Raw genomic sequence first — 24,187 nt, 5'->3', positions numbered from 1 at the left:
CGCGCTTAAGACCTGCGTTCGCAAAAGCCCTCTGCAGCGCGGCTTTAGCACAACCTACAGCTCCTTTTTAAGCAGCTCAAGCAGGCTAAATTTTAGCTCGTTTATATTTTGTCCCGTCGCCGAGGAGATCGACATCACGAAAAACGGCTTAGCGGCGTCAAACTCATAAATATCTTGTTTAAATTTCATCTCGCCAGCCGTGCCCGCAAGTCCCAAATGCGACAAAAAAGCGTCAAATTTTTCCTGCAAATTTTCGGCCGCGTCCGCGCGAGTTAGAGCGATCGCGTAGTCTCTTTTTGCAAGCTCTCCTGAAAATTTCGCCGTCTCGGCCCGCAGCGCGTCAAACTGCTCCTCAAGGCTGCGGTAGTTCGCAAGATCGAGCATAAAAAGCAAAATTTTCGTGCGCTCGACGTGTTTTAAAAACTGCACGCCAAGCCCGCGCCCTTCGCTTGCGCCAAGGGTGATGCCCGGGATATCGGCCATGACAAAGCCGCTGTATTCGTCAACCTCGACGAGGCCTAGCTTTGGCGTAAGGGTGGTAAACTCGTAGTTTGCGATCTGGGGTTTGGCGTTTGAGACAGTCGAGATTAGCGTGCTTTTACCGACGTTTGGAAAGCCCACGAGCCCCACGTCGGCGATGAGTTTTAGCTCCAATCTCACCTCGCGCGTCTGCCCTTCTAGGCCCTTTTGCGCGTATTCGGGGGCCTGGTTGATCGAGCTTTTAAAATGCACGTTACCAAGCCCACCTTTACCGCCTTTTAAAAACAGCTTCGTCTCGCCGTCGTTTAGCATATCAAGCACCAGCTCGCCGCTATCCTCGTCGTAAACGCTGGTGCCCGGAGGCACGATGAGATAGAGATCCTCGCCGCTTTTGCCGGTCTTTTTGCGACCCTCGCCGGGCGCGCCGTTTTGCGCTTTAAACTCACGCTTGCCCTTGTAGGATGAGAGGGTATGAGAGTTTTTATCTACTCTAAAATACACGTCGCCGCCGTCGCCGCCGTCGCCGCCGTCGGGACCGCCTGAGATGACGAATTTTTCGCGGCGGAAGCTGACGCAACCTGCGCCGCCATTGCCAGATTTAACGCTAAATTTTACGCTGTCTATGAACATAGCTATCCTTAAATTTAAAACGGCAATTATAGCCAAATGAGTTGAAGATAATTTTTAAATGGATGAAATTTTAAAAGAGGGGCTTGCGCCCCGAAGATTTAGCGATGCTTACGCGGCCGGATAAACCGATACTTTTTTGCGATTTTTATCTTTTCGCTCAAATTTTACGACGCCGTCGATCAGCGCGAAAATCGTGTGATCGCTACCCATGCCTACGTTGCAGCCCGGGTGCGTCGCGGTGCCGCGCTGGCGGATGATGATGTTGCCCGCGCGAACGAACTCGCCGCCGAATTTTTTGACGCCCAAGCGGCGTCCGATACTATCTCTATTATTTTGGGTTGAGCCCTGACCTTTTTTGTGTGCCATTTCCTATCCTTTATGCGTTAATCGAAACGACTTTGACGCGGGTGTATTGGCGTCTGAAGCCGCGTTTTACTTTTGAATCTTTACGTCTGCGTTTTTTGAAGATAACGACTTTTTTATCCTTGCCTTCGCAAACGACTTCCAAAACCACCTTGGCACCCTTTACGAACGGTGCTCCTACCTTTAACTCGCCGTCGTTTAGCGCTAAAACTTCGCTAAGCTCGAGCTTTGCTTTCGGCTCAGCATTAAAATGGTCTAAATTTAGGTAGTTGCCCTCTTCGACCTTATACTGCTTGCCGCCGTGTTTGATGATAGCATACATCAAAAATCCTTTAAAATTTGGTAGCCAAAAAGGCATTTGCCGTGCAAAATTTAAAAGCCCGTTTGGTATGAAAGGTTGCAATATTATCTCAAATTTTATAAATTCCTACTGAAACGCCTCGCAAAATTCCTACGAAATTTCAAATTCAAAGGGCTCGGATTTATTTTAAACTAAAGATAAATGTGCTACTATCGCAACGAAATTTTTGAAGGAGAATTTTATGAGAAATTTAATAGCTGCGCTCGTAGCAGCGGTATTTTTTATCGGTTGTTCCAACTGGAATATATCCAACGAACCAAGCGGAGTACGCAATCAAACAAAATCCCAAAGCAGCAAAACAAATATCGGCGGCGTAAATGATAAAGTCCAAGAGGTTTCCACCGCAGGCACCACCGATATGGTCGAAACGACCTTGCCCGATAGCACAGGTATGACTAATGCGCCGAAAGACCGCAGCGATGCATTTCATATCAATCAAGTAATTTCTGCATGGAATAAACAGCCAGACTCCATCAAGACAACCGAAGACAATGGCAATATCTACACCTGGAAAAACTATAAGCCAGGCTGCGACGTATCACTTACCAGCGACTCGGAAGGCTACGTATCAAAATCCGCTATCAAATCAGCACTCTCTCAGTGCCTATAACCAATTTATCCGCGACGCCGAAATTTTAAAATTTCGTAAAATTTCGGCTTACGAGCGGGTATGCTTCGCCAAATCTAATCTTAAAATCCTACGGTTCACTCTTAAAAATTTACTATTCGTATTGTATAATCGAGGACTTTTAATCACTGGGGCAAAATATGAAGAAAATTTTATTTGCAGGTGCGCTTTTAGCGGCATTAGGTAGCTATGCGGCGGCGGGTGAACACATCAAGGTCTATCACGGCGAGAGCTGCGGCTGTTGCCATAACTGGGCAAAATATATGGAGCAAAACGGCTTTGAAGTCGAGATGATTTCGCTGGCCGATGAGCCGCTTATTCAAAAAAAGAATGAGCTCAAACTTCCGCTGGAACTCGCTAGCTGCCACACCGTGATCATAGACGGATATGTAGTCGAAGGACATATGCCAGCAGGTGAGATCCGCACGTTACTAAAAAATAAGCCTAAAGACGTCATCGGCATAGCAGTACCTGGCATGCCACTAGAAGCACCAGGTATGGAGCAAGGCTCTCAGCCCGAGGTCTATGACGTGGTAGCGTTTAAAAAAGACGGCTCGTATCAAAGCATCGCCACTTACAAAGGCAAAGAAAAAATCAAATAATCCGCCGCTTTAAAGCGGCAACTTACTTATTGGCTCGCTAAAATTTTGCCTATTTATGGCTTGGCGCAATTTGCCTTAGCTGGCGAATGCTGTCACGATCTGCAAAAATGACGCGCAAATTAATTTCAAACGCTAGCTATGATAAAGGGGATTAAAGATTTAAGTGGATGGGCTAATAGGGGTCGAACCTATATTCACAAATCCAGAGTTTGTTGTCCTGCCATTAGACGATAGCCCATTGCGGAAGCGGTATTTTATAGAATTTTGCTTTAAAAAAGCATAAGAGCGGGCGGAATTTAAAAATTTCGTAAAATTTTAGATCAAATTTAAAGCCCTGCTGCGCCGAAACGATAAAATTCAAATGCAAAAGCTAACGCTGCTTTCATAGGCTCCGATAAAAGAATATGGCTGCTCGCCGCGGAGCTAAATTTTAAAATTTGGCTAGTTTATCCTATATTTACGCCTTCGCGAGCTTATTTATTCCGGGATGAAATTTTAGCATATAAGCCTGTCTTCAAAACATATATGTTTAGTGCTCGCTGGGCGCGGGCGCGGCCTTAAATGATATAAATCGCACCGAAAATCCGCAGCGAACATAATTGCGACAAAACCCGGAATGCAGCGCCCTAAATAAGCGTCAAATAGACTTGCGATAGGATCGCACAAAAGTCCTACCAAATGCTCACCTCAAGCGGAGTGTAAAATTTATCACGATTAAGTGGGTCTAAACTAAAATCAAAGCCATATAATTTGAGTGCGAAGCTTGCATAAAATTTCTTGCAAAGGCCGTTCGCAGGCTCAAAAGATATTGCGAAATTGCGTAAAATTTGGCTACGGCAAGATTTTCCAGTACATTGTGTTAATACAAACCGAAAGTGAATAAAATACAATTACTCGAAGTAGCAAAATTTTCCCATACGCTGCTAATACCAAACATTAAACGAATCAGATCAAGTACTATGGACAAAGTGAAATATTTCCGTACATTGTTAGTTCAGCACAGGCTATTTGCTAGACCAGAGCAGAAATGTGCAAAATTTAACTTCGCGTATCATTTAAACACCTAGAAAGCACCTTGCTCCCCAGCTAAATAGCGCGGGTAAATTTATATTGCGTGCTGTTTAAAACTCAAAAATTAATTGGAAATTTTAAATTTCGGGCACGGGTTCGCTTATAAGTATTTGCAAAAATAGCGCATCGAAGCTAGAAAAATTTCGCTCCGTTGCGCTTAAAATTTTGATGAAATTTCGCGTATCAGCTCAACCGCCTCTTTTGCGTCCGCGCATACGAACTCGAAATGCGCCCGTAGCTCCGAGGCACTGCTGTAGCCGCAGCTCACGCCTACGCTTCGCACTCCGGCGGATTTCGCCGCGATGGCGTCGAGCTGCGTATCGCCGATCATAAAGATATTTTGGCTAACAGAAGACAGGATTTCGTTGCTGCAAATTTTGTCATAACAAGGAGCGGAATTTAACTCGTGCGTATCGTAAATTTTACTGCGGCGCGCACCGCCTTTATCGCTCTCGCCCTCGATGCCGATACCGCTCTTTTGGCTATTATCGCCAGCTTTATATTTAATACCAATCGCTTCGCTTAAATTTTTAAACGAAATTCTATCAGAATTTTGACTCGCAATACTGCTTAAATTTTGCTCGTAAACTTTGCTAGGATCAGGATCAAGCGCAGGAAGGCTCTTTAAATCAGGCGCTGAAATTTCACTCAAAATCGCGCTCCTGCTAGCAGCGCTTGTATTTTCATCGGCAGTCGCGTCGTGAGTTTTACCGCGAGCCGCATGCGGGCTTTTGCTAGCGGTCGCGCCGCAAATTCCTAAATTTTCGAGCGCCTTTAAGATCGGTTCGGCGCTTGGTTTGGGATCTCGCACGTCCTCTCGCCCGACGATGGTGCCGAAAAATTCCGCAATCCCCAGATGCTGCAATAAAATTTTAGAAAATTTCGACGTCTTGGTCGTCACGACGCCTAAATTTGCAAACTCGCTCGCCGCACGAACCGCCTCGAACGCACCGCTTAGCAAAATGGTCTGATCCAAAAATATCTGCGCGTATCGCTGTTTGTAGGCGAGCACGAAATCCTGTACATCCCGTGCCGCGCCCAGGCGCTCAAACATTACCTCTAACGGATGCCCGATAAGCCTTTTAATCGCTTCGTCGCTAGGCTCTGCAGCGCCCAAATGCGCAAACGCGTAGTGAAAGCCGTCCAGTATCGCGGGCGTGGAGTCTATGAGCGTGCCGTCCAGATCGAAAAGCAGTGTAATTTGGAATTTTGGCATTTTAAAATTTAGTTTGGATATAAAAAAAGCGGAGCCGAAGCTCCGCTTATGTGGATCTAGAAAAGATTATTTTCTGAATTTAGCATCTACGCGTCTATTTTGAGCGCGACCTGCTTTAGTAGCGTTTGTAGCGATAGGCTTAGTCTCGCCGTATCCTACAGTGGTGATTCTGCTAGCATCTACGCCGAAGCTCTTAAGCGCACCTCCAACTGCAGCAGCTCTGCGCTCGGAAAGCTTTTGATTATATGCATTCGAACCGGTGCTATCGGTGTGACCCTCTAGGATTACTTTGTAATCAGGGTGAGCTACTAGCACGTCGCTTACGTTTTTGATCTGGTTCATAAACTCAGGGGAAATTTTTGAGCTATCTGTAGCGAAATTTACGCCCAAATTTAATCTAATAACTTTCTCGCAGCCATATTCATCAACAACTACGCCAGCAGGTGTGCCTGGGCATCTATCGACATTATCGCATACGCCGTCGTTATCTGCGTCTTTGCAACCTGCAGGAGCCGGAGCAACTGGAGCTGCATCAGCATATCTCTTGCCAAAATCAACTGCAAAGCCTAGAGTATAGAACAATACGTGGTTGCCGTCGTCAAATCTGATAGCATCGCGTGCTTCAAGTTTTGTAGCAAAATTGTCGGTAATATAGTATTTTAGACCCAAGCCGTATTGACCGAAGCCGCTATCTTGATCGCCATCGTTGTAAACGTCTTTAGTGTAATCCATATATCCAAGACCTAGCAAGCCGTATAATTTGAAATTATCGGTAAAATTTACCAAGTCTTTTACGGCATTGATGTGATAATATTTAGCGTCAGGCTTATCGTTGCCTACTCTGTGAGCTAAATCCTCTACGCCAATATTGCGAGAGTAATCAAAACCAACCTCTACTTGATCGATAAACGAATCTTGTAGATTTTTGGCAAGACGTAGGCCGAACATAAAATTCGAATCCAAATCCATATTGCCCTCATGAGTCATTCCGCCGATAGTAGGGGTGATCTCCCAGTGATAATCAGCATCGCTAGCGAACAATGCGCTGGATGCACACAAGCTTAATGCAAGTAGAACTTTCTTCATTAAACATCCTTTCAAATAAAGTTATAATTCGATATTACCATAAAATTTTTAAAGAATTTACAAATTTGCGACAATTTCGCCACAAATTTGTAAAAAACATTATCTCTTAGAGAACTGCGGACTTCTACGCGCTTTGCGGCGACCGAATTTCTTTCGCTCGACCACGCGACTATCGCGAGTTAGAAGACCTTTTGGCTTGAGAGCTGCTCTAAAATCCTTATCCATCGCGGCAAGCGCTTTTGAAATTCCGTGCTTTAGCGCATCCGCTTGAGCCGAATATCCGCCGCCCAAAGTCTGCGCGGTGATATCCATCGAGATCTCTTGCTTGGTCGCCAAAAGCGGCTGAACAACCCTTAGCTTGATCGCCTCGTGACCGCCTAGCCAGGTGTTTATATCCATGCCGTTTACTACGATCTTGCCGCTTCCCGGTTTTACCCAAACCTTAGCTACGGCAGTTTTTCTCTTTCCGGTTGCATAAATTGTCGCCATGATTATTTTCCTTTTTTAGTTGTTTGCGCAGTATGAGGGTGCTCGCCGCCTTCATATACGAATAGCTTTTTGATCATCGCCTTGCCGAGCTTCGTCTTAGGAAGCATACCGCGAACCGCAAGTCTGTAGAGCTTTGCGGGATTGTTTTTAAGCAGGTCTTGAAATTTCACGCTCTTTACGCTTCCGAAATAGCCCGAGTAGCTGTGATAAAGCTTGTCGTCGCCCTTGTTATTGCCGGTAAATACGGCTTTTGAAGCGTTGATGATAACGACGTAATCTCCGCAATCCACGTTTGGAGTATAGCTTGGTTTATGTTTGCCGCGTAGCAATACGGCGACTTCGGTAAGCATCCTACCGAATCTTTTGTCGGTCGCGTCGATAACGACCCAGTCGCGCTTAACTTCGCTAGGCTTTGTAATTTCTGTCATGGTTTCCGCCTTATTAAAATTTGAGCTGTGATTATATAGAAATATCCTTACGTATAGCTTAATTTAAGCTATATTTAATATATCTGCGCTCAAATTTCATCTAAGCTTTAAAATTTTATCCCTCCTCATTCACTTCGATCAGCTTAGCGCCCGCAGCTTCGAGAACCAGCACGAAGGCGCGCAGCCGCGCATACGGATAAAACTCGCGGATCACGCTTTTATATCGCGTCACTTGAGCTTTGTTTTGCGCGAGGTATTTTTCGGAGCTTTTGTAATCAAAAAGCAAAATTTCATCCTGCCCAAAGCACGCCAGATCCACGCGCAAAAGCTCACCCTCCGCGCTTTTGATCGGCATCTCTTTATAAGCCCAAGCGCCCTTTATCAGAGCTAAAAATTCCTCGTTTTTGCTTAGTCCTAGCGCCCGCGCCGCGATATTTTCAAAATCTGCATCGTTTAAAAATTTAGCGTAGCGACCTCTTGCAAGGCTTACTCCTCGTAAAATTTCATCCGCCGCAAATCCTTCGCTCATCTCCAGAGCATAGTGCAGCGCCTCGCCGAAATATATCGCGCTTAGCGCCTCCGTTTCGCCGCCGCCTGCTTTTTCTTGTGCGCCTTGAGGCTCGCCCGCTACTAGCGCGATCTTTTTGCGCGGCGGTTTCTCCTCTGATTTTACGGAGCTTGGAATTACGTAGCCGTATTGAAAATCCGGGATATCCAGCCACTCCACGATACCCGCGCCCTTGGTCTTTTTGGCGTAAGGCGAAAAAAAGCTATAATTGTATTGATCTATTTTTGTCTCGGAGCGTTTTACGATGATGAGCGAGCGTTCGGCACGTGTAAATGCCACATAGAGCTTATTTATATCTTCTTCATGCGCAGAGCGATCGTTTTCATCCATTAATGCTGCAAATTCCGCATCCAGGCTCTTTCTACTCGCAAATTTATAAAAAATTCTCCACTTATGCGTGGTAAAATCATAGTCCGTCGCGAGCTTTGAGCTCTCGCCCCGGTCTTTTCCTCCGATGCGGTCGCAAACGATTACGTGCGGGAACTGAAGCCCCTTGGACTTATGCACAGTCATAATTTTAATGCCGCTTTGTTCCTTGGCAAATACCTCCGTTTCGTCGTTTGCAAACAGATACTCGCTAAAACTATTAAATTTTGCCAGCGTCTCAAAAAATAGCAGCAGATCCGGATCGACAAAATTTAATTTCAGCGAGCTAGCTATAAATTCTGCCGTTTTTTGCGCATTTTTATGCAGATCGACCGCTATCTTTTTAAGCCGCCTACCCAAAATCACTTCGGCGTTTCGCAGATAAATTTCATCGCCACCTACGCAAAATTTCGCGTACTGAATTACGGCATTTACCTGCTCGCTGCAACGCAGAGCCTTATTTGAGCCGCTACACACCTCGCAGAATTCTGATAGCATCTCTTTTAGCGCGCTTACATGCTCGTTTTTCCAGCATAAAATCGCGATATCATCAGCTCTTATGCCGCACTCCTCAACAAGTCTGCGCGCTTGCTCCGCAGCCCCCTTTAGCACGTCGTCGTATGAAAACGCTGCTACGTAGCCGTAATCGTCGCTTTGCACCTCAAATAGCGGCATTTGTGGATGGGAAAGCGGATAGTCCTTGATTTTTTGCAGCACCGAAGCAGGCATATCGTCATCTAGCTTATTTGCTGCGATTTGATCTTCATAAGACGCAAATTTATCGCGCAAGATCTCATTTACAAATTTTACGATAAGTTTTAAACTGCGATAATTGCGCGGCAGGCTCTGCGTTTTGATTTGACTAAACTGCTCGCGCAATATATCAAAAATTTTTCTCTCTGCGCCGCGAAATTTATAGATGCTCTGTTTTTTATCGCCTACGTAAAAAAAGCTACCGCAGCGCTCTTCCGCTCCTTTGCCAGCAAGCGCCTCAGAGATTAGCGGCAGCATAATTTCATACTGGCAAATGTCGGTATCTTGGAATTCGTCAATTAAAATATGCGTGATTTTAGAATCGAGCCTGAAATACAAAAGCTCGCGGTTGCCCCGCAACGCCTCTGCGCTCGGATTTAGCAGCGAGTGCACGGCTGCGGTGACATCGCCGAACGTGAGCTTGCCGCTTTTGCGCTGTACCGATTTAAGCGCCTCGGCATAAATTTTAATTAGTCCTGCCAGCTTAGCCGCATATGTCGCATCCATCCACGCTATTTCGCGAGCTATGGCGTCTTTTAGCCTTGCTAGCTCACCGTCAAAATGCGAAATTTTTTTAAGCTGCGAGCGCGGATAATCGAAACTACCGTTGGCAAGAGCCGAAAGAATGAAACCCGAAGATAATTTTGACAGATCACTAACAGGGCTTAGCCCATTTACGGCTCCAGCGCTTACGCCCGCATCTCTCGCCGCTTTTTGCAAGCGAGATAAAATTTCATTTATCTCTGCCAGTGCGGAGCTTGCGGGAAGTGTGGGCGGATTTATGCTTATATCGCCTCTCCAAATGCTTTGCAAGCTATTTAGAAACTCACCCTTTGTCATTCCTGAGTCGCTTACGTAGTCCACGACCTCTCTTAATAGCGCTTCGTTTTTACAAATCGCGCCTAAAAACGCCGCCTGCTGCACACCCAAAATCCCTTCATCGTTTTCAAAGCTCGGATCGATGCCGCTATTTAGCGCAAAGGAGCGTAGAGCTTTTGCAAAAAACGCATCAAAGGTAAAGACGTTTAGGCTCTCGCTTAAAAATTTAGGCAGTAGGCGCTGTTGCGACGTCAAAACCTCATCCGCGCTCATATTTAGATCCTCGCAAATTTGCTCCAGCTCGGCGCTAGGCTTTAGCGAGCCATCCTGCAAAAGCAGCAAATTTTGAAATTTCTCCACGATGCGCGTTTTCATCTCAGCAGCAGCTTTTTTGGTAAAGGTAAGCGCTAAAATTTCATTGATCGGCTCGCCTTTTAGCACCAGCTCGATGAACCTGACCGCGAGATTGAAGGTCTTGCCGCTGCCTGCGCTTGCTTCAAGCGCCAGATAATTTTCAAATTTTGCCATCGATCTGTCCCTTGCAAATGATTTTATATTCGCAGTATTCGCAGCTTTGCACCACTTCCGTGCGCGTAAAAGCAACCTCGCTTGCGAATTCCTTGCCGATAGAGCTTAGCGTCTCGCGTAGATTTTCTAAGCTAGGCGTTTTGTCGCCAGGAGCCGCAAACGCGCAATCTTTTAGCGACAGATAGGCGCATTCGCACTCCTGAGCCAAAAGCGCGCGATAAAACGTAAGCTGGAATTTTTCCATATGTTTTTTAGCTGAACCACGTTTGTAATCGATGATAAACTTCCGCCCTGCCTTATCTTCATCGATGCGGTCGATCCGCCCGCTCAGCCGCACTCCGTCAAGCTCGCCTTTTAGCGATACTTCACTACCGCTAAAGCTCCAAATTTGCTCATGCTCTTCTAAAAGCCCAGCTAGCTTTTCTACAGCTTTTAGCTCAAGCTCTGCATCAAAGCGCGTGATACCCGCTTCTCGCGCAAGCTGCGAATAAATAGGGCGAAATTTTTCCATGCTAAATTTCATCCCCGCTCGCTCGTATAAACGCTGAAAACTCGTATGTAAAATTTTGCCCAAAAGCGCATTATCCTCGCCAAATTTTAGCCCCTCCCTCAGCCCGAAAACGTAGCGGTAATAATACTTCCTCTTGCATTCTAAAAACGTATCCAGCCGCGAGAACGACAGCTCCTCGGCAAAAAAATCATGGCGAGCCACGGGATCTTCTTGTCCGCATAAGGCGGGCTTAAATTCCTCTCGCCCAAAAAGCCGCAAATAATCCTCCTGCGAAAATTCCGCGTCTTGTTGCACTTCAAAGCTTTTCAAAAACCGCGAAGGCAATTTCTCGACGCTTTGCAGATAGCAAATCGCAATTTTTTTAGCGCCTCTTAGCAAGCCGTCATAGTAAAATCTTTGTAAATTTTCGCGGTCTGCATGGCTGATGAGCCCTGCTCTAGCACGCAAAGCAGAGTTTAAAAACATCTCTCCGCTACTGCGCTTAGGCACCAGATCATCGTTAAAATCGGGGATTATCACGCCGTCAAATTGCAGTCCGCGGCTCTCTAAAAGCCCCATTACCGTGACCTTTCCGCCACGAACATCATCGAGCTTAATGCGCGAAATTTCTAACAAAAAAAGATCGATCAGATTGCCTAAGTTTAGGTTTTCGTCCTTAAATTTTCGAAGCAAAATTTTAATTAGATATAGTGGCTCTTTTAGTTTTTCTTGCAGCAGCGCGTCACTAATTTTGGGTAAACAGGCGAGCTTGGTAATTAGCGCCTCGAAATGCTCGAAGCTTACTTGCTTTGCAAAATCGCGTGCGAACTCGCCAAAAAGCGCCTCATCCACGCCCACACTCGCAAAAAACAGATCAAGCTCCTGCGGGTTTGGGCGCTGCGGATATTCATCTGCGCCCTCGCGCATTTTAGAACACCTAAAGCGATCGCGCTGCTCAGGGCTTTTTGAATACCTATCTTCTTCCTCAAGCTCTATATGCTCCAGTTGCATAGAGTATCGTAGGCTCCCTTGCTGCTTCTTTGAAAGCTCCTGCCGTTTTGCACTAACCGAATAATCGCGCTGCTGCGCACACTCCAAGGGCTCTTGAAACTCTGCAAACTCTGCCGAAAAGCTTTGCTCTTCCGCGCTATTCGCGCGTTCCGCCGAAATTTCGCGCAGAATTTCAAAATTTTCCGTATTTTCAAACGCCCCCACAGATATAAAATTTAAATCCGCTTTAGAATTTGAAAAAATTTCGCAATCAAACGCGGAATTTTGCTGTGCGAAATTTTGCGATGCAGAATTCTCCGAAGCGAAATTCCCTAGCGCTAAATTTTGCTGTACCGCGGAATCCTTTGTATCCAAAAATCCTCCGTCCGGACTTTTGAATGCGCGGTAATCTACGCCAAATTTTGGCGTGCGCGCTTCTTTTAAGCATTGCGAAATTTTCTCTAGCGTTACGTAAAATAGGCTATCTTTAAGCTTCTCTCCCATCGCAAAATTTAGCAGCCTGTGCGAACCGCGAGCCCTTGCGATGCGCTCGTCGTAAAGCCGCAGTGTGCCGGCAAAGCTCTCGTCGGGCAAAATTACCGCGATGCGCTCCGGCGCGATGCCCGCGCGCACGAAGGATGAAATTTTTTCAAAAACATAGCTCGCCTGCAAGCTTCGCAACTCAAAGCCTCTACACACAACCGCCCCGCCCACGCTTAGCGGCTTGCGGTTTAGAATTTCACCCGTACTAAGATTTACGCGGTATGCAAAACCTAACTCTAGACTTATGCCGCAAAGCTCCTCCACCGCGCGCACGGGCTTGGAATTTAAAGTCGTGGCTCTAAAGCTCAGCACAACCTCGCTAAGCTCCGCCGCGCGCTTAAAAATCTCGAACTCAAATGCGCTAGGATTGCCGTCGATGTTGATTTCTATCCGCTCAAATCCGCGCAGATAGGACTCGTTTAGCTCATAAAGCGCGGGCAGCGTGATCTCATCGTAAAATCCATGCTCACGCAAAATCCTTGCATACGCCCCCGCTAGCTCTCGCAGAATTTCAAAATGCTCGGCGTACCACGCGTAGGTGTCGCTAAGATCGAGCGCATCGATACTCACGCGCTCCGTCGCAAGCTCCTTGAAAAAACCAAAAAGATACTCGCGGTTGCGCATAAACTCGTAAAGCTCGCTAGGGAATTTAAGCCTCTCGCCTGCGCGCTTGCTCTCGTTTACCGCCTGCTTCATAAAAAGCGCGCGGTCTATCTCGCCGCAAGCGACAAGATCCGGCACAAAAAGCGCCTTTTCGTAGAATTCCGCCAACGTAATCCTGGGCGCCAGCACGCCGCCGCCCTCGCTTTGCAGCGCCGCGCGTAGCGCACGCGAGCTAGTGTAGACAAAGAGATTTTTAGAGGGCAAATTTTTCAAAACAAATCCTTTAGAGCGATTCGCAGAACGCGGAATTTTGCGATATTTTAGCAAGAAATTTTTAGTTTGGGCTTTTAAGCAAAGAAGTTTTTGAAAAGCTTGAGAGGCTAAATTTTATCAAGTCAAATTTAGCAAGTTGGATGAGCGTAAAATTTTAATCTGCGGCGCTTTGAGCGCGAAATTCTACCTCGCTCCGCATTAATTGCGGCATATTTCGACGCAAAATTTTACGAGTGGATTCCGTAAATTGCAAAGCGGCAAAAACGCGATCAAATTTAAGCGGGCTCAAGATCGATCTTGTATCCCAGGCTCGGGACGTTTTTTATGATTTCGCCTCCCACTTTATCGCGGATACGCTTGACGAAGGTGCGAAGCGCCGTATCACTCACGGCTCCTTCAGTCCAAACATAACGCTTGATCTCCTCGTAAAGTACCAGCTCGCCCACGCGACTGGCTAGCAGCGAGACAAAAGAAAGCTCCTTTTTAGTAAGCACGATCTGCTCGCCATCCTTCAGTAAAATACGACGAAGCCCATCAAATACGTAGCCCGCACCCATATTTACGACTCGTACAGAGTCCAGCTTAGACTTCATCAGCGCACTTATCTCTAGCACAAACGCGGCGATATCTACCGGCTTAAAGTAATACCGCTCGACGCCAATCTCCATAACGCCTTTTAGCTGCTCCTCCCTACTGAAGCCGCTAAGCACCACGATAGGGGCATGCGGAAAGATCTGCTTGATCTGACGTATCATCGCTAGCCCATCCTCGATCGGCATTAAAATATCGGTAATGACGAGATTAGGGCTAAATTTTTTGAATTTTTTTACACCTTCAAGCCCGTTTTGGGCATTGTAAACGTTGTTAAAAATACCCTCAAACGCCTTATGCAGCGAGGCTAGTAATTTAGTATCATCCTCGACTAGCAAGACGTCCAGCTCTTTTAAAGCGCAGCTCATAGCAGACCCCTCAAGGCGAAATTTCAAACGAAATTCTTTCAAATTTTCTCTTTTATTGAGCTTAAAATAATGTTAAGTTAAAAATTTAATTTCATAAAGTAACACAACTCTTATTTTAGGTGCAAATATGGGCGGGATTAAAAAACAAGTGTGAGTAAAAACTGTAGCCTAGGAATGGAGCAAAAATTTAAAGTAAAGCGAGCTAAATCTTATCGGTGCGAAAGAGATTTAGAACGGCTGAAAGTAAAATTTCAAAGCAAACGCAGGTAAAATTTCACTATGCGGCGGAGTGGAATTTTATTTTAGGAAAATGGCTTTTAGAGGGAAATGAAACGGCGCCGATAAGGTTTTAGTAGGTAAACGACGTTAGATAAAATTTTACGGGCGACAGGGCAGCTTACTAGCGTAACTTTTGACGGCAACAAAACGGTTCGTCAAATTTAAGAGCTTGAAGCCATACGAAATGTGCCGCAGGATCTGTTTTGAAAGGGCAAAGCGCGCCAAGCCCAATTTTTAAATTTAAAACGCATGAAATTTAGCCGCGCACACTTAGAAGCTACGTGAACGCATAATCGAACGAATAAAAAGCATGCGGCGCGCAGCCGGTTTAAATTTAAAATCGCGACTAGCGCAGATCTGTTTCATCCAAAAAGCTGCTTAATCCAAAATCACCGCGGCAATCCTAAGTCCGTAAAAGCGTACTTTACATGCTACTCCGACTTGCGATTATCCAGGCTGCGGCAAGCTTTAAATTTACGACGCAAAGACCGCATTAAAATTTAAAGCTTGCCGCAAATTTAAAATTTTACCGCAGGGCCGCGGTAAAATTTCATGTGGGCAAAATTCCAAAATCATAAAATTTCAAGAAATTCTTTGAAGATATATTTGCTCTCGGTAGGCCCTGCGCTGGCTTCGGGGTGGTGCTGTACCGAAAATACGGGATAGTCTCTGTAGCGCACGCCCTCGATCGTGCCGTCGAAAAGATTTCGGTGCGTGATCTCGCAGATCTGCGCGATCGTTTCGGGGACGTTGTAGTTGTGGTTTTGCGCGGTGATCTCGATCGATTTGGTGCGCAGGTTTTGCACGGGGTGGTTTGCGCCATGCTGGCCAAATTTCAGCTTGTAGGTCTCATACCCCATCGCGTTGCTTAGCAGCTGATGACCCAGGCAAATTCCAAAAATCGGCACGCGCGCTTCGACCATCTTTTTGATCTGCGCGATCTCCTCTTTGAGCATGCGCGGCTCGCCCGGGCCGTTTGATAAAAACACGCCGTCGATCTGCCCATCTTTAAATTTAGCGATCAGCACCTCCGCTTTAACGTCGTGTGGAAAAACCTCGACGTCGAGCCCCAGATCGCAAAGCTCGTTTAGGATGTTTCGCTTGACGCCGTAATCGATCACGGCTATCTTTTTGCCGCAGCTTGCGGGCTGGGCGTAGCTTCCGCGCTCGGCATTCCAGCGCCCAGAGGTGTGCTTATACGGCGCCTTCGTGCTTACGATGCTTACGTAGTTGATCTCCTCTATGCGCGCAGACTCGCTAAGCGCCTTTTTAAGAGCCGCCTTGTCGCTGATCTCGGTAGAGACGAAAGCGCGCAGGCTGCCCTCGTCGCGCAGCATCTTGGTTAAAAATCTAGTGTCGATGTCGTAAACGCCGAATTTTCCGTTTTGCAGAAAATAATCCTCCAAGCTCATCTGCGAGCGGAAATTTGAAGGCTCGTTGTTAAAATTTCTTACGAAAATTCCGCTGGCATGGATTTTGGAGCTTTCTTTGTCGTTTTCGTTGATCCCTACGATGCCGATTTCTGGCATCGTAAAGATGATGAACTGCCCCGCGTAGCTGGGATCGGAGATGATCTCTTCGTAGCCCGTAGCGGAGGTGTTAAACACGAGCTCGCCGAATGCGCTGCCACCTTTGCCGAACGCCTTGGCTTGCAGATAGATGCCGTTTTCTATATAGATATACGCGTTCATTACAGCATGCCCCGTTTTCTTAGCTCCTCTTCGTAGAGCTTTTCAAACACAAGCTCGTATTCTTCGGTACCCGGGATCAATTTTTGCTTGTAGCCATCGATCTTTTCATAGACCGCATCCTCAATCTTTTGATAATTTTTAAGATATTCGTCGATCGCGTTATAAATTATCGTCTTTAGCCTGTTTTCGGAGACTTTGTAATCGATCAAATTTTTCTTCCAAACGGTTTCTAAAATTTTATGCGATATGGTGCCGTAGCGATCCTCAAAATTTAGCTCGAAATTCTCGTCGTTTGCGATGTGGCGTTTGATGAGCCAAAACATATCTTTTTTATTCACGCTCATCTCGTCAAGCTCGCTTATGCGCTCATCTATCAGCTCGTTTGCGCGCTCGTCTATCGCTCTTTCTTTTTGCAGATCGGCCCTTATGATTTCGTCCGCTTCCTTGGCGACTGGCTCTATGCCCGCACCGAGCGTAACGCAGCCGGAGTTTAGCAGATCCAGCGCTATTTTATGCGCGATATATGGCACGTGTGGTAGTCGTATTCGCATGATCGTTCCTTTAAATTCAGTTCTATGGGCGGTCGCGCCGCCCGCAACGGGTAAAATTTTAAAATTCCACCGGGTTTATAAAATTATCGTGTCGCTTCTTTCCGGACTGGTAGAGATAAAGCCCACCTTCGCGCCGCTTAGCTCCTCTATTTTGCGGATATAATTTTGCGCGTTTTGCGGCAGATCTTCAAATTTTGAAATTCCCTTGACGCTATCCCAGCCAGGCATCTGCTCATAAACCGGCTCGGCAGCTTCCAAATCGATCGGAAAATAATCGATCTCCTCCCCCTTATAGCGATATGCTCGGCAAATTTTAATGCTCTCAAAGCCGTCTAGGACATCAAGCTTCATAAGTGCGAGCTTGTCGATGCCGCTAAGGCGCACGGCGTATTTCGTAGCCACTCCGTCGAACCAGCCGCAGCGACGCGCCCTGCCCGTCGTGGTGCCGTACTCTTTGCCGATCTCGCGCATCGCCTCGCCCTGCGGGCCTTTATCCTCGGTAGGAAACGCACCGTTGCCCACGCGGGTGGTGTAGGCTTTTAAAATTCCCATCACCGTGCCGATATCTTTCGGCGCGAGCCCGAGCCCGCTGCAAGCCCCGCCCGCGATAGTAGTCGAGCTCGTGACATAAGGATAGGTGCCGTGATCGATATCAAGCAGGCTTCCTTGTGCTCCCTCTACGAGCACGCGCTTGTCGTAATCAAGCGCCTTCCACAGCATATGCGTCGTATCGGCGATGTATGGCTCGAGCGCGCTTTTATAGCGCTTTAGCTCCTCGTAAATTTCAATCTTGCTAGGAATTTTAACCCCCGCTTTTTCAAAAACGCTCTCATGCGAAGCGAAATCCCGCGATAGCGCCTCGGCAAGCCTTTCAGGCTCTAAAAGCTCCACTACGCGGTGCCCTGTGCGCGCGATCTTATCGGCATACGCAGGCCCTATGCCCTTGCCGGTGGTGCCGATCGCAAGCTCGCCCTTACTCTTTTCGCGCGCCTGATCGATCAGCGAGTGATGCTGTAAATTTAAAAACGCCTTCTCGCTTATGAAAAATCTGCCCTTTAAATTTTCAAACTGCGCCATCTCAGTAATCAGCACGTCGGGGTTGATCACGACGCCGTTTCCGATGATGTTGATGATATTTTTATGAAGCACACCGCTGGGTACCAGATGCAGCGCAAATTTCTCGCCGTTTATAACGATGGTGTGGCCTGCGTTGTGCCCGCCGCTGCTGCGGCATACGAAATCGTAATTCGCGCTTATCATATCTACGATCTTACCCTTACCCTCATCGCCCCACTGGGCGCCGATGACTACGTCAACTTTGCTCATTTTTCATCCTTTTGCATAATTTTTTCTATCAAAGCATCCACTAGCAGCGCAAAGCCGCTGGATTTTAGCCCGTCAATCTCGTAATTTCCGCCGTTACAATACACCGCGCCCGCGTCTAAAAATCTAAAAAATAGCGCGTCGTAATAGCGCATTTTAGAGTAATACAGCAGCGAAACGCGGATACGCTCGTAATCCACGCCTAGGCTTAAAATTTCATCCAAGCAGGACTTTAGCTCTTCAGGCACCTGCGCACGCAGAGCCTGCACATCCTTTAACGACGTGGCGCGAGCCGTAGCGTCCAGCCAAGGCAAATTTTGCTCAAGCAGTGTCTCAATCTTGCCCTTTTCAAAAATTTCAAGCGGCAGGTTTAAAATTTCGCAGATTTTTTTCGGAATTTCGATATTGCTTAGCTGAAGCGCGGGCACAAGATCAAATTCTTTAAAAAATTCCTGCGCGATTTTAATCGCAAGGGGCAAATTTTTCTCCCCGATTAGCTCCGCGCCGATCTGATAAAATTCGTCGCTTGGGTATTTGAAAGTAGGCTGCACATAAAATAGCCTCCTTAGCTTATCGTCTTTCAGCCGTTTGCGCACGATGCGCACGACGTCCACGGTGCTGTCTGCGCGAAGCGCAAGCTCGTGGTTTGTGGGATCGGAGAGCTTTAGAAGCTTTTGCGGCGCGACGCTTAGGTGCTGATGATATGAAAAATATGGCGTTAAAATTTCGCTAAAGCCGTTTTTAACGAGGATTTCGCTCGCTTTATTTTCCAGCTCGCGCTTGAGCTGCGCGCTCTTTCCGAAATACAGCCTCGAGCCGTTTGGTATCTCGTGATCGAAATCGGCGCTAACGCTATCTATCATGCTGCCTCCAAATCGCTTATGAACTGATTCAGCCGCGTTTTAAAGCTCTGAATGAAGCTTGCCAAAACGCGGTAATCAAGCGAAAGAATATCTAAAATTTGCTTACGTATTTCTGTAGTTAACGCAAATTTTTCGCTGCCCGCGCTTTGAGTTTTATTTAAAATTTCGCCGAATTTTGCTCTAAAGCCTTCGAACTCTCCCGGGCTAAGCTCGCCCGCATCGGCGCGCGAAACGAAGCTTAAAGCAAGCTCTTTGTAATCAAGCGCGTTTAAAAAGCCGATAAACTCATCTTTGTCGATGGCTGCGAGCTTGGGCGTATCTTTAAAGCGCGCGATGAAAGCGTCTATCTCCCTGCGATCCAGCGCTTTTGCGATAAAATTTCCCTGTAGATAGTTAAATTTCAAATTGTTTAAAAGCCGCAGCGACAGCGCGTTTTCGACCCCTTGAGCACCGAGAGCAAATCCAAACTCCCGCTTTAGCTTACCCGTGATCTCAACCATCGTTCGGATAGCATTTTTTTTCTTGCCTATGTCAAGGCAGAGCTCGCGGTCGATTTTAACGATATCGAAAGGCTGGGCATTCAAGAGCGGGACATTGCTTTTATTTGCACTATTAAGAGCAAATTTAACCCCAAGATCTGCATAACGCCCACGCGCAGGGGCGAATTCTTTAAAATTTTGCTCGCTAAAATCGGTTATCTCAAACATCAACTCGCCTTTTGCATTAGCCCTATCTCGCAAGCTGTGAGCTACGAAATCGTAAAATTCGTCGTTTGCAAGCACGGCTAGACTCACGTTTATAGAGCAGTTTGCGCCTGTTTGAGCATTAAATTCCATCATCTTTGAAAACGCAAATTTTGAGATCGGCAACTCAAATCGCGGCTCGCTTAATATCTGCGCAAAATCCTGTGGGGCAAGAATTCCGCGCTTTCCGCGATCCCAGCGTAAAAGCAGCTCATATCCATAAATCTGTGCGCCGCTAATGATCGGCTGATAAAGCACAAAAAACTCCCCCTCTTCGATCGCCGCAGCAATCCCTTCCTCGCTAGGTCCGTCTGCTTCGGCGCGCTCAAAGATGCAGTAGCGGTTTTTGCCGCTCGTTTTAGCACGATACATCGCCCTATCCGCGCGCGATAAAAGTCCTGGAAAATCGATCTTTTCGCTGCCGTCGTAAAACGCTGTGCCAACGCTGATGCTTGCGCTAATTTCGTTGCCTTTGAGGTTAAATTTCATCTTTGAAATTCCAAGCAGACGGTCTAATAACACATGCGCGGCGTCCTTGCTTTGCAGATCGCCGATGATGGCGCCGAACTCATCGCCGCCGAGACGCGCCAAGATATCGCCTTTACGCAGTAGCCCACTCATCGCCTTTGAGATAGCCTGCAAAAACATATCGCCGACCTCGTGCCCGTAGGTGTCGTTGATCGCCTTAAAGCCGTCAAAATCGATGAAAAGCACTGCCATAAGCTTGGAATTTTCGCCCGAGTTTGCCGTAAATCTCTGCGCAGCCTTCATAAAATACACTCTATTCGGAAGCCCCGTAAGCGCGTCGTGATGGGCGATCTTGGCTAGTTCGCTCTCCTTTTGCTTGATTTGCGAAATTTCGGTAAACATCAAAATAAAATTTGAAGTAAGCGAAAAATCATCCTTTATCGCAATTGCCGTAAATAGCGCAGGAAAGGTGCCACCACCTCTTTTTAGTCCGTAAATTTCATCTTTATAGGAGGTCTGTTTGCCAACGAGATTTTTTCTAATCCTCTCCATCACGTCTGCCCCGCCCTCTGTAGGAGCGAAGAAATTTGGAATTTTGCCGATGGTTTGGCTTTCGCTATAGCCGGTGATTTCATAAAAGGCGTTATTAGCGCGCAGCACGCGACCGCTCTCATCTGTGATTAAGATCGCCTCTAGCGAGCGCGAAAAGACGTTGGCGTTTAAATTTAACTCCAGCTCCGTCTGCTTGCGCGAGCTAATATCTTCGAGCGTAGTTTTTACAAGGCGCGAGCGAGAGCCGTGCTTTTCGGTGACGTAGCCTTGCATACTGATCCAAGTATAGGCATTAGCGGCGTTTCGCAGACGGAATTCGCAGCTAAAATCGCTCCTAAGCCCGGCGGTGCATTCGCGGATCATTTTATTGAAATTCTCTAAATCCGCGAAGTAAATTTCATAACTAAACTCCCCAAAACTCATCGCAGTGTTTAGCCTTTTGCCGCGATATTTTAAAATTTTAAAGTAATTTTTATCAAACGACAGCGTCTGCGCATCAAGATCGATTAAGCAGGTACAAAAATTCCTAGTCTCGATTACGGTGCGGTAAAAGTCCAAATCCTCCTGCAAGCCGCGGATCGCCTTAACATCGTCATCAATATTTTGAAAATAAAACGCAGCCCTGGCGGCGGACTTTTTGACATAGATGCTCACTTCGTAGCTATAGCGGATATTGTCATTGTGGCGAATTTTATAGCTTTGAGAAAAGCTTAGCTCTTCTGAAGGCATATCGGCTAAGCGGTTTAAAATTTCATTTTTAGCCTCATTCGCATCCTTTTCATCCAGCAAATCCCATAGCCTTATCTCGCCGCTTAAAAACTGCGCCGCTTCGTAACCCCAAAGCTCTTTTATATTTTTGCTAGCATCTACGATCTTGCCCGAAGTGTAGTCAAACACGAGTGTAACGATAGGCGCGTGATTTAAATACTCATATTTTTGCTTAGTTTCATCGTAAAATCTGCGATATTTTGACGCATCCAGTACCACAAAAAGGGTTGAAATTTTACTTCCGTCGCGAATATAAGATTTTTTAACATAGAGGTCTTTGACGCCATTTTTGGTTTCTTGGCGGGTTACGACATAGTTTTCTTTGACATAATTTGCGCGTTGGGTTTGATAGGCGTGATCGTAAAACGAGCCTGCTTGCAGCGCGAATATATTCCGTCCTACGACGTCATCGCCATAAAGCTCGCGCGCACCGTTGCTAGCGCTTTCGATCGTGCCTGCGACGTTATCGATGCTAAGCACCGAAAGGGAGCTGTATTTTAGCGCATCTTTAAAGCTGAGGCTAAAATCGCCGTGGCGCAGATTAGACTTCAAAACCTCATCTATGGATTTAGAAATTTCTAAGACGGAGCTTAGCGGATTTAGCGCTTCTATATCGCGAATTTTGGAGTGATAATCCCCTTGGCGCAGAGCGTTTTGAACTGCCGCTAGCGGGATAAAAACGCGCTTTTTTAAAAACGTAAAATTTGAAATTAGAAGGATTAAATAAGCTAAAATAGCCGCCGCTAGCGCTACGACGATAAAATCGTCCGCGCCTAAAAAATAGCCGGCTCGTTCGCGAGCCATTACGAAATTATCCCCAAATTTCACAAGATATGCAAAGCTTAGTCCAGATTCGTCTTCAAAGCTTACCACTTCGCCTAGGCGCGAAAAATCAAAATCCTGCCCTAATATATCGGTTACGCTGCCAGGAGCGTTAAAAAATTTACCTTCGGCGTTAAAGACCAAAATATCTCCCAGCGAAGAGAGCCTGGCAATCGGCCTAGCGGTGTTAGCAAAGCCTAATAGATACGAATCTGCATTTACACGCTTGATTAAAAAATACCGCCATGCCCCATCCATCATCATATAGCGCGATACCCATTCATCCTTTTTTAGCTCGCTTGCGATATCCGCAAGCCGTATCTCGCCAAGATCCGAAATACGCGCATCCGATGAAAAATGCGCCAAGCTCTCCTGCTCCGCGCTGCGGGCGCGCAGATAAAAAATAGCGTCAAATCTATGAGAAGATTTTACGACATTGCGGATCAAATCAGCATAAAGCTTGCTTTGCATAGCTTCGTGCCTTGCGTCTAAAGAAAGGATAGTTTCTTTTAGAATTTCAAGCTCGCTAAAAAGCGACTCGTCGGTATTTTTAAGTAAAGTAATCGCCGTGCGCGTCCGCAAATCAAGCTGCGTAGCGATCCTAGTGCGCAAAAAGCTAATCTCGCAAACTACTACAAGCGTAAGCAGCGCAGCGCCTAGAATCAAGGCGACGTTAAATCTTTCGGTAACAAAGTCTTTTTTGTTTTTCATGCCAAGTTCCAAATTTTGAAGGATTTTAGCAAATTTCGTTTTAAAGCCGATTTAAGCTTGTATTTTTGCGCCTTTTGCGCCCAAAAAATGCATGATCAAAAGCACGGCGAAGCTAAAAATAAGCATCAGCGCCGAATACGCGTGAGCCTGCGCAAAATCGAGCGTCTCGGTCGCTTCGTAGATCGCGATGGAGGCGACCTTGGTCTGCTCGCTCACGCTGCCGCCGATCATCAGCACGACGCCGAACTCGCCCATCGTATGCGCAAAGCAGATCACCAAGGCGCTAAGCAGAGAGTGGCGTATCGCGGGCAACGCGACGCGAAACAGCTTGGAAAAATAGCCCTTGCCGAGCGAGTCGCACGCCCAAAAAAGCGAGCGCGGAAGCGAGCGAAAGCTCGAAACCAGCGGCGAAAACATGAACGGCAGCGAGTAGATACAGCTCGCGATCACGAGCCCGCTGAAATTAAATACGAGCCGAAGTCCGAAGTGTTTGTCAAAAAACTCGCCCAGCACCGAATATGGCGAGAGAAAAACGAGCAGATAAAACCCTAACACCGATGGCGGCAGCACCAGCGGAAGCGAGATGATCGATTCGATCACGCTTTTGCCGCGGAAATTTTTTCTCGCCATAAAAAACGCGAGCGGCACGCAGATGATAAACAATGCGAGCGTCGTCAAGCTGGCAAGCTTTAATGAAACGAGAAACGGCGTGTAATCGAGCCCCTTTAGAATTTCAAACATTTATCCTCCGAGCCGAGCCGCTGGGCCCAAACTATAAAATCTTAAAAGCCTAGCTCTGCTTTAAAATTTAGAGGCAAAGCTGGATAGAATTTGCGCAAACCTCATAGTCATAAGGCTTTGCAAAATGAAATTTTAAAAAATTCGCGCAAGCTAAAACGAGCGGAATTTTATAAAAGTGCTATACTATGAGGAGTATTCTTTATAAGTTGTTTATAAAGATAGGACAAAGTGGCTAAAATACTCCGACAGTTAAAAATACTTTTGTAAAAAAAAACGAAGCATTTCCTCAAAGCTTTGGGAGAAGAGAGGGAGAGGGATGCTTTAAAACAGAAAAGCATTGTTAGATACAATAGCCATTTATCCATTTCTGTGGATAGGTGGCTTTTGTTTTTAACGAGTATCGCCGGTAAAGCCTGCGATATAGCGTTA

At 46.6% G+C, this 24,187-nt stretch carries 18 protein-coding genes and 1 tRNA gene; 2 read left to right on the top strand and 17 right to left on the bottom strand.

All coding sequences use genetic code 11. The features are described 5' to 3' along the window. Window positions 1-54: 54 nt before the first annotated feature. From obgE to rplU, 3 genes are all read right to left on the bottom strand, one after another. Window positions 55-1,110: a GTPase ObgE gene (obgE, locus tag Q0605_RS01045; RefSeq protein ID WP_298703470.1), complete on the bottom strand. Its 1,056-nt coding sequence runs from the start codon at window positions 1,108-1,110 to the stop codon at window positions 55-57. 108 nt (window positions 1,111-1,218) lie between these two features. Then, window positions 1,219-1,476, bottom strand: coding sequence for a 50S ribosomal protein L27 (gene rpmA, locus Q0605_RS01040; RefSeq protein ID WP_291938329.1), 258 nt, complete (start codon window positions 1,474-1,476; stop codon window positions 1,219-1,221). A gap of 10 nt (window positions 1,477-1,486) precedes the next feature. After that, on the bottom strand, window positions 1,487-1,795 hold the full coding sequence (rplU, locus tag Q0605_RS01035; protein ID WP_040303368.1) for a 50S ribosomal protein L21: 309 nt from the start codon (window positions 1,793-1,795) through the stop codon (window positions 1,487-1,489). Window positions 1,796-2,015: 220 nt separating this feature from the next. On the opposite strand from rplU, the gene Q0605_RS01030 reads away from it, so the two are divergent. Both Q0605_RS01030 and Q0605_RS01025 read left to right on the top strand, forming a co-directional pair. Further along, window positions 2,016-2,444, top strand: coding sequence for a hypothetical protein (locus tag Q0605_RS01030; protein WP_040303372.1), 429 nt, complete (start codon window positions 2,016-2,018; stop codon window positions 2,442-2,444). 158 nt (window positions 2,445-2,602) lie between these two features. Continuing rightward, entirely contained in the window at window positions 2,603-3,064 is a 462-nt protein-coding gene (locus Q0605_RS01025; RefSeq protein WP_298703467.1) for a DUF411 domain-containing protein, read from the top strand. 164 nt (window positions 3,065-3,228) lie between these two features. On the opposite strand, the gene Q0605_RS01020 is transcribed toward Q0605_RS01025, so the two are convergent. The 14 genes from Q0605_RS01020 to modB all read right to left on the bottom strand — a co-directional run bounded on the left by Q0605_RS01020 (window position 3,229) and on the right by modB (window position 23,758). Continuing rightward, a tRNA-Gln gene (locus Q0605_RS01020) sits at window positions 3,229-3,302 on the bottom strand. A gap of 990 nt (window positions 3,303-4,292) precedes the next feature. Beyond that, window positions 4,293-5,351: an HAD hydrolase-like protein gene (locus Q0605_RS01015; RefSeq protein ID WP_298703464.1), complete on the bottom strand. Its 1,059-nt coding sequence runs from the start codon at window positions 5,349-5,351 to the stop codon at window positions 4,293-4,295. A 66-nt stretch (window positions 5,352-5,417) separates the two neighbouring features. Beyond that, on the bottom strand, window positions 5,418-6,437 hold the full coding sequence (locus Q0605_RS01010; RefSeq protein ID WP_297960285.1) for an OmpA family protein: 1,020 nt from the start codon (window positions 6,435-6,437) through the stop codon (window positions 5,418-5,420). Window positions 6,438-6,536: 99 nt separating this feature from the next. Further along, window positions 6,537-6,926: a 30S ribosomal protein S9 gene (rpsI, locus tag Q0605_RS01005; protein ID WP_298703463.1), complete on the bottom strand. Its 390-nt coding sequence runs from the start codon at window positions 6,924-6,926 to the stop codon at window positions 6,537-6,539. A gap of 2 nt (window positions 6,927-6,928) precedes the next feature. Then, window positions 6,929-7,354, bottom strand: a complete 426-nt coding sequence (rplM, locus tag Q0605_RS01000) for a 50S ribosomal protein L13 (protein WP_005869672.1) — start codon at window positions 7,352-7,354, stop codon at window positions 6,929-6,931. A 115-nt stretch (window positions 7,355-7,469) separates the two neighbouring features. Beyond that, window positions 7,470-10,388, bottom strand: a complete 2,919-nt coding sequence (locus tag Q0605_RS00995) for a RecB-like helicase (protein ID WP_298703461.1) — start codon at window positions 10,386-10,388, stop codon at window positions 7,470-7,472. After that, a complete protein-coding gene (locus Q0605_RS00990; protein WP_298703460.1) occupies window positions 10,375-13,287 on the bottom strand; it encodes a PD-(D/E)XK nuclease family protein in 2,913 nt (970 codons plus the stop codon). The genes Q0605_RS00995 and Q0605_RS00990 overlap by 14 nt, the downstream gene beginning before the upstream one ends. Before the next feature lie 275 nt (window positions 13,288-13,562). Continuing rightward, window positions 13,563-14,246, bottom strand: a complete 684-nt coding sequence (locus Q0605_RS00985) for a response regulator transcription factor (RefSeq protein ID WP_298703458.1) — start codon at window positions 14,244-14,246, stop codon at window positions 13,563-13,565. Window positions 14,247-15,097: 851 nt separating this feature from the next. Then, window positions 15,098-16,216 carry a glutamine-hydrolyzing carbamoyl-phosphate synthase small subunit gene (gene carA / locus Q0605_RS00980; RefSeq protein ID WP_298703455.1) on the bottom strand — a complete coding sequence of 373 codons (1,119 nt, stop codon included), beginning with the start codon at window positions 16,214-16,216 and terminating at the stop codon, window positions 15,098-15,100. Beyond that, entirely contained in the window at window positions 16,216-16,767 is a 552-nt protein-coding gene (locus Q0605_RS00975; RefSeq protein WP_297905539.1) for a DUF507 family protein, read from the bottom strand. The genes carA and Q0605_RS00975 overlap by 1 nt, the downstream gene beginning before the upstream one ends. 75 nt (window positions 16,768-16,842) lie before the next feature. Then, on the bottom strand, window positions 16,843-18,093 hold the full coding sequence (locus Q0605_RS00970; RefSeq protein ID WP_298703453.1) for an adenylosuccinate synthase: 1,251 nt from the start codon (window positions 18,091-18,093) through the stop codon (window positions 16,843-16,845). Further along, complete coding sequence (locus Q0605_RS00965; protein WP_298703452.1) at window positions 18,090-18,953, bottom strand: ATP phosphoribosyltransferase regulatory subunit; 864 nt, start codon at window positions 18,951-18,953, stop codon at window positions 18,090-18,092. Before Q0605_RS00965 ends, Q0605_RS00970 begins: the two co-directional genes overlap by 4 nt. Beyond that, the gene (locus Q0605_RS00960; RefSeq protein WP_298703450.1) at window positions 18,950-23,017 is read right to left on the bottom strand and encodes a diguanylate cyclase; all 4,068 of its coding nucleotides are present in this window, start codon (window positions 23,015-23,017) and stop codon (window positions 18,950-18,952) included. The genes Q0605_RS00965 and Q0605_RS00960 overlap by 4 nt, the downstream gene beginning before the upstream one ends. Window positions 23,018-23,068: 51 nt before the next feature. Next, the gene (gene modB / locus Q0605_RS00955) at window positions 23,069-23,758 is read right to left on the bottom strand and encodes a molybdate ABC transporter permease subunit (protein WP_298703448.1); all 690 of its coding nucleotides are present in this window, start codon (window positions 23,756-23,758) and stop codon (window positions 23,069-23,071) included. Between the last annotated feature and the right edge of the window lie 429 nt (window positions 23,759-24,187).

Source organism: uncultured Campylobacter sp. (assembly GCF_938017705.1).
Lineage (GTDB): Bacteria > Campylobacterota > Campylobacteria > Campylobacterales > Campylobacteraceae > Campylobacter_B.
The sequence above is the reverse complement of the archived record's forward strand: the minus strand, read 5'-3'. Positions and strand labels throughout refer to the sequence as shown.

Bases quoted from the DNA above. Each gene is read 5' to 3' on its own strand.
- obgE (WP_298703470.1), bottom strand. From the start codon at position 1,110: ATGTTCATAGACAGCGTAAAATTTAGCGTTAAATCTGGCAATGGCGGC.
- rpmA (WP_291938329.1), bottom strand. From the start codon at position 1,476: ATGGCACACAAAAAAGGTCAGGGCTCAACCCAAAATAATAGAGATAGT.
- rplU (WP_040303368.1), bottom strand. From the start codon at position 1,795: ATGTATGCTATCATCAAACACGGCGGCAAGCAGTATAAGGTCGAAGAG.
- Q0605_RS01030 (WP_040303372.1), top strand. From the start codon at position 2,016: ATGAGAAATTTAATAGCTGCGCTCGTAGCAGCGGTATTTTTTATCGGT.
- Q0605_RS01025 (WP_298703467.1), top strand. From the start codon at position 2,603: ATGAAGAAAATTTTATTTGCAGGTGCGCTTTTAGCGGCATTAGGTAGC.
- Q0605_RS01015 (WP_298703464.1), bottom strand. From the start codon at position 5,351: ATGCCAAAATTCCAAATTACACTGCTTTTCGATCTGGACGGCACGCTC.
- Q0605_RS01010 (WP_297960285.1), bottom strand. From the start codon at position 6,437: ATGAAGAAAGTTCTACTTGCATTAAGCTTGTGTGCATCCAGCGCATTG.
- rpsI (WP_298703463.1), bottom strand. From the start codon at position 6,926: ATGGCGACAATTTATGCAACCGGAAAGAGAAAAACTGCCGTAGCTAAG.
- rplM (WP_005869672.1), bottom strand. From the start codon at position 7,354: ATGACAGAAATTACAAAGCCTAGCGAAGTTAAGCGCGACTGGGTCGTT.
- Q0605_RS00995 (WP_298703461.1), bottom strand. From the start codon at position 10,388: ATGGCAAAATTTGAAAATTATCTGGCGCTTGAAGCAAGCGCAGGCAGC.
- Q0605_RS00985 (WP_298703458.1), bottom strand. From the start codon at position 14,246: ATGAGCTGCGCTTTAAAAGAGCTGGACGTCTTGCTAGTCGAGGATGAT.
- carA (WP_298703455.1), bottom strand. From the start codon at position 16,216: ATGAACGCGTATATCTATATAGAAAACGGCATCTATCTGCAAGCCAAG.
- Q0605_RS00975 (WP_297905539.1), bottom strand. From the start codon at position 16,767: ATGCGAATACGACTACCACACGTGCCATATATCGCGCATAAAATAGCG.
- Q0605_RS00970 (WP_298703453.1), bottom strand. From the start codon at position 18,093: ATGAGCAAAGTTGACGTAGTCATCGGCGCCCAGTGGGGCGATGAGGGT.
- Q0605_RS00965 (WP_298703452.1), bottom strand. From the start codon at position 18,953: ATGATAGATAGCGTTAGCGCCGATTTCGATCACGAGATACCAAACGGC.
- Q0605_RS00960 (WP_298703450.1), bottom strand. From the start codon at position 23,017: ATGAAAAACAAAAAAGACTTTGTTACCGAAAGATTTAACGTCGCCTTG.
- modB (WP_298703448.1), bottom strand. From the start codon at position 23,758: ATGTTTGAAATTCTAAAGGGGCTCGATTACACGCCGTTTCTCGTTTCA.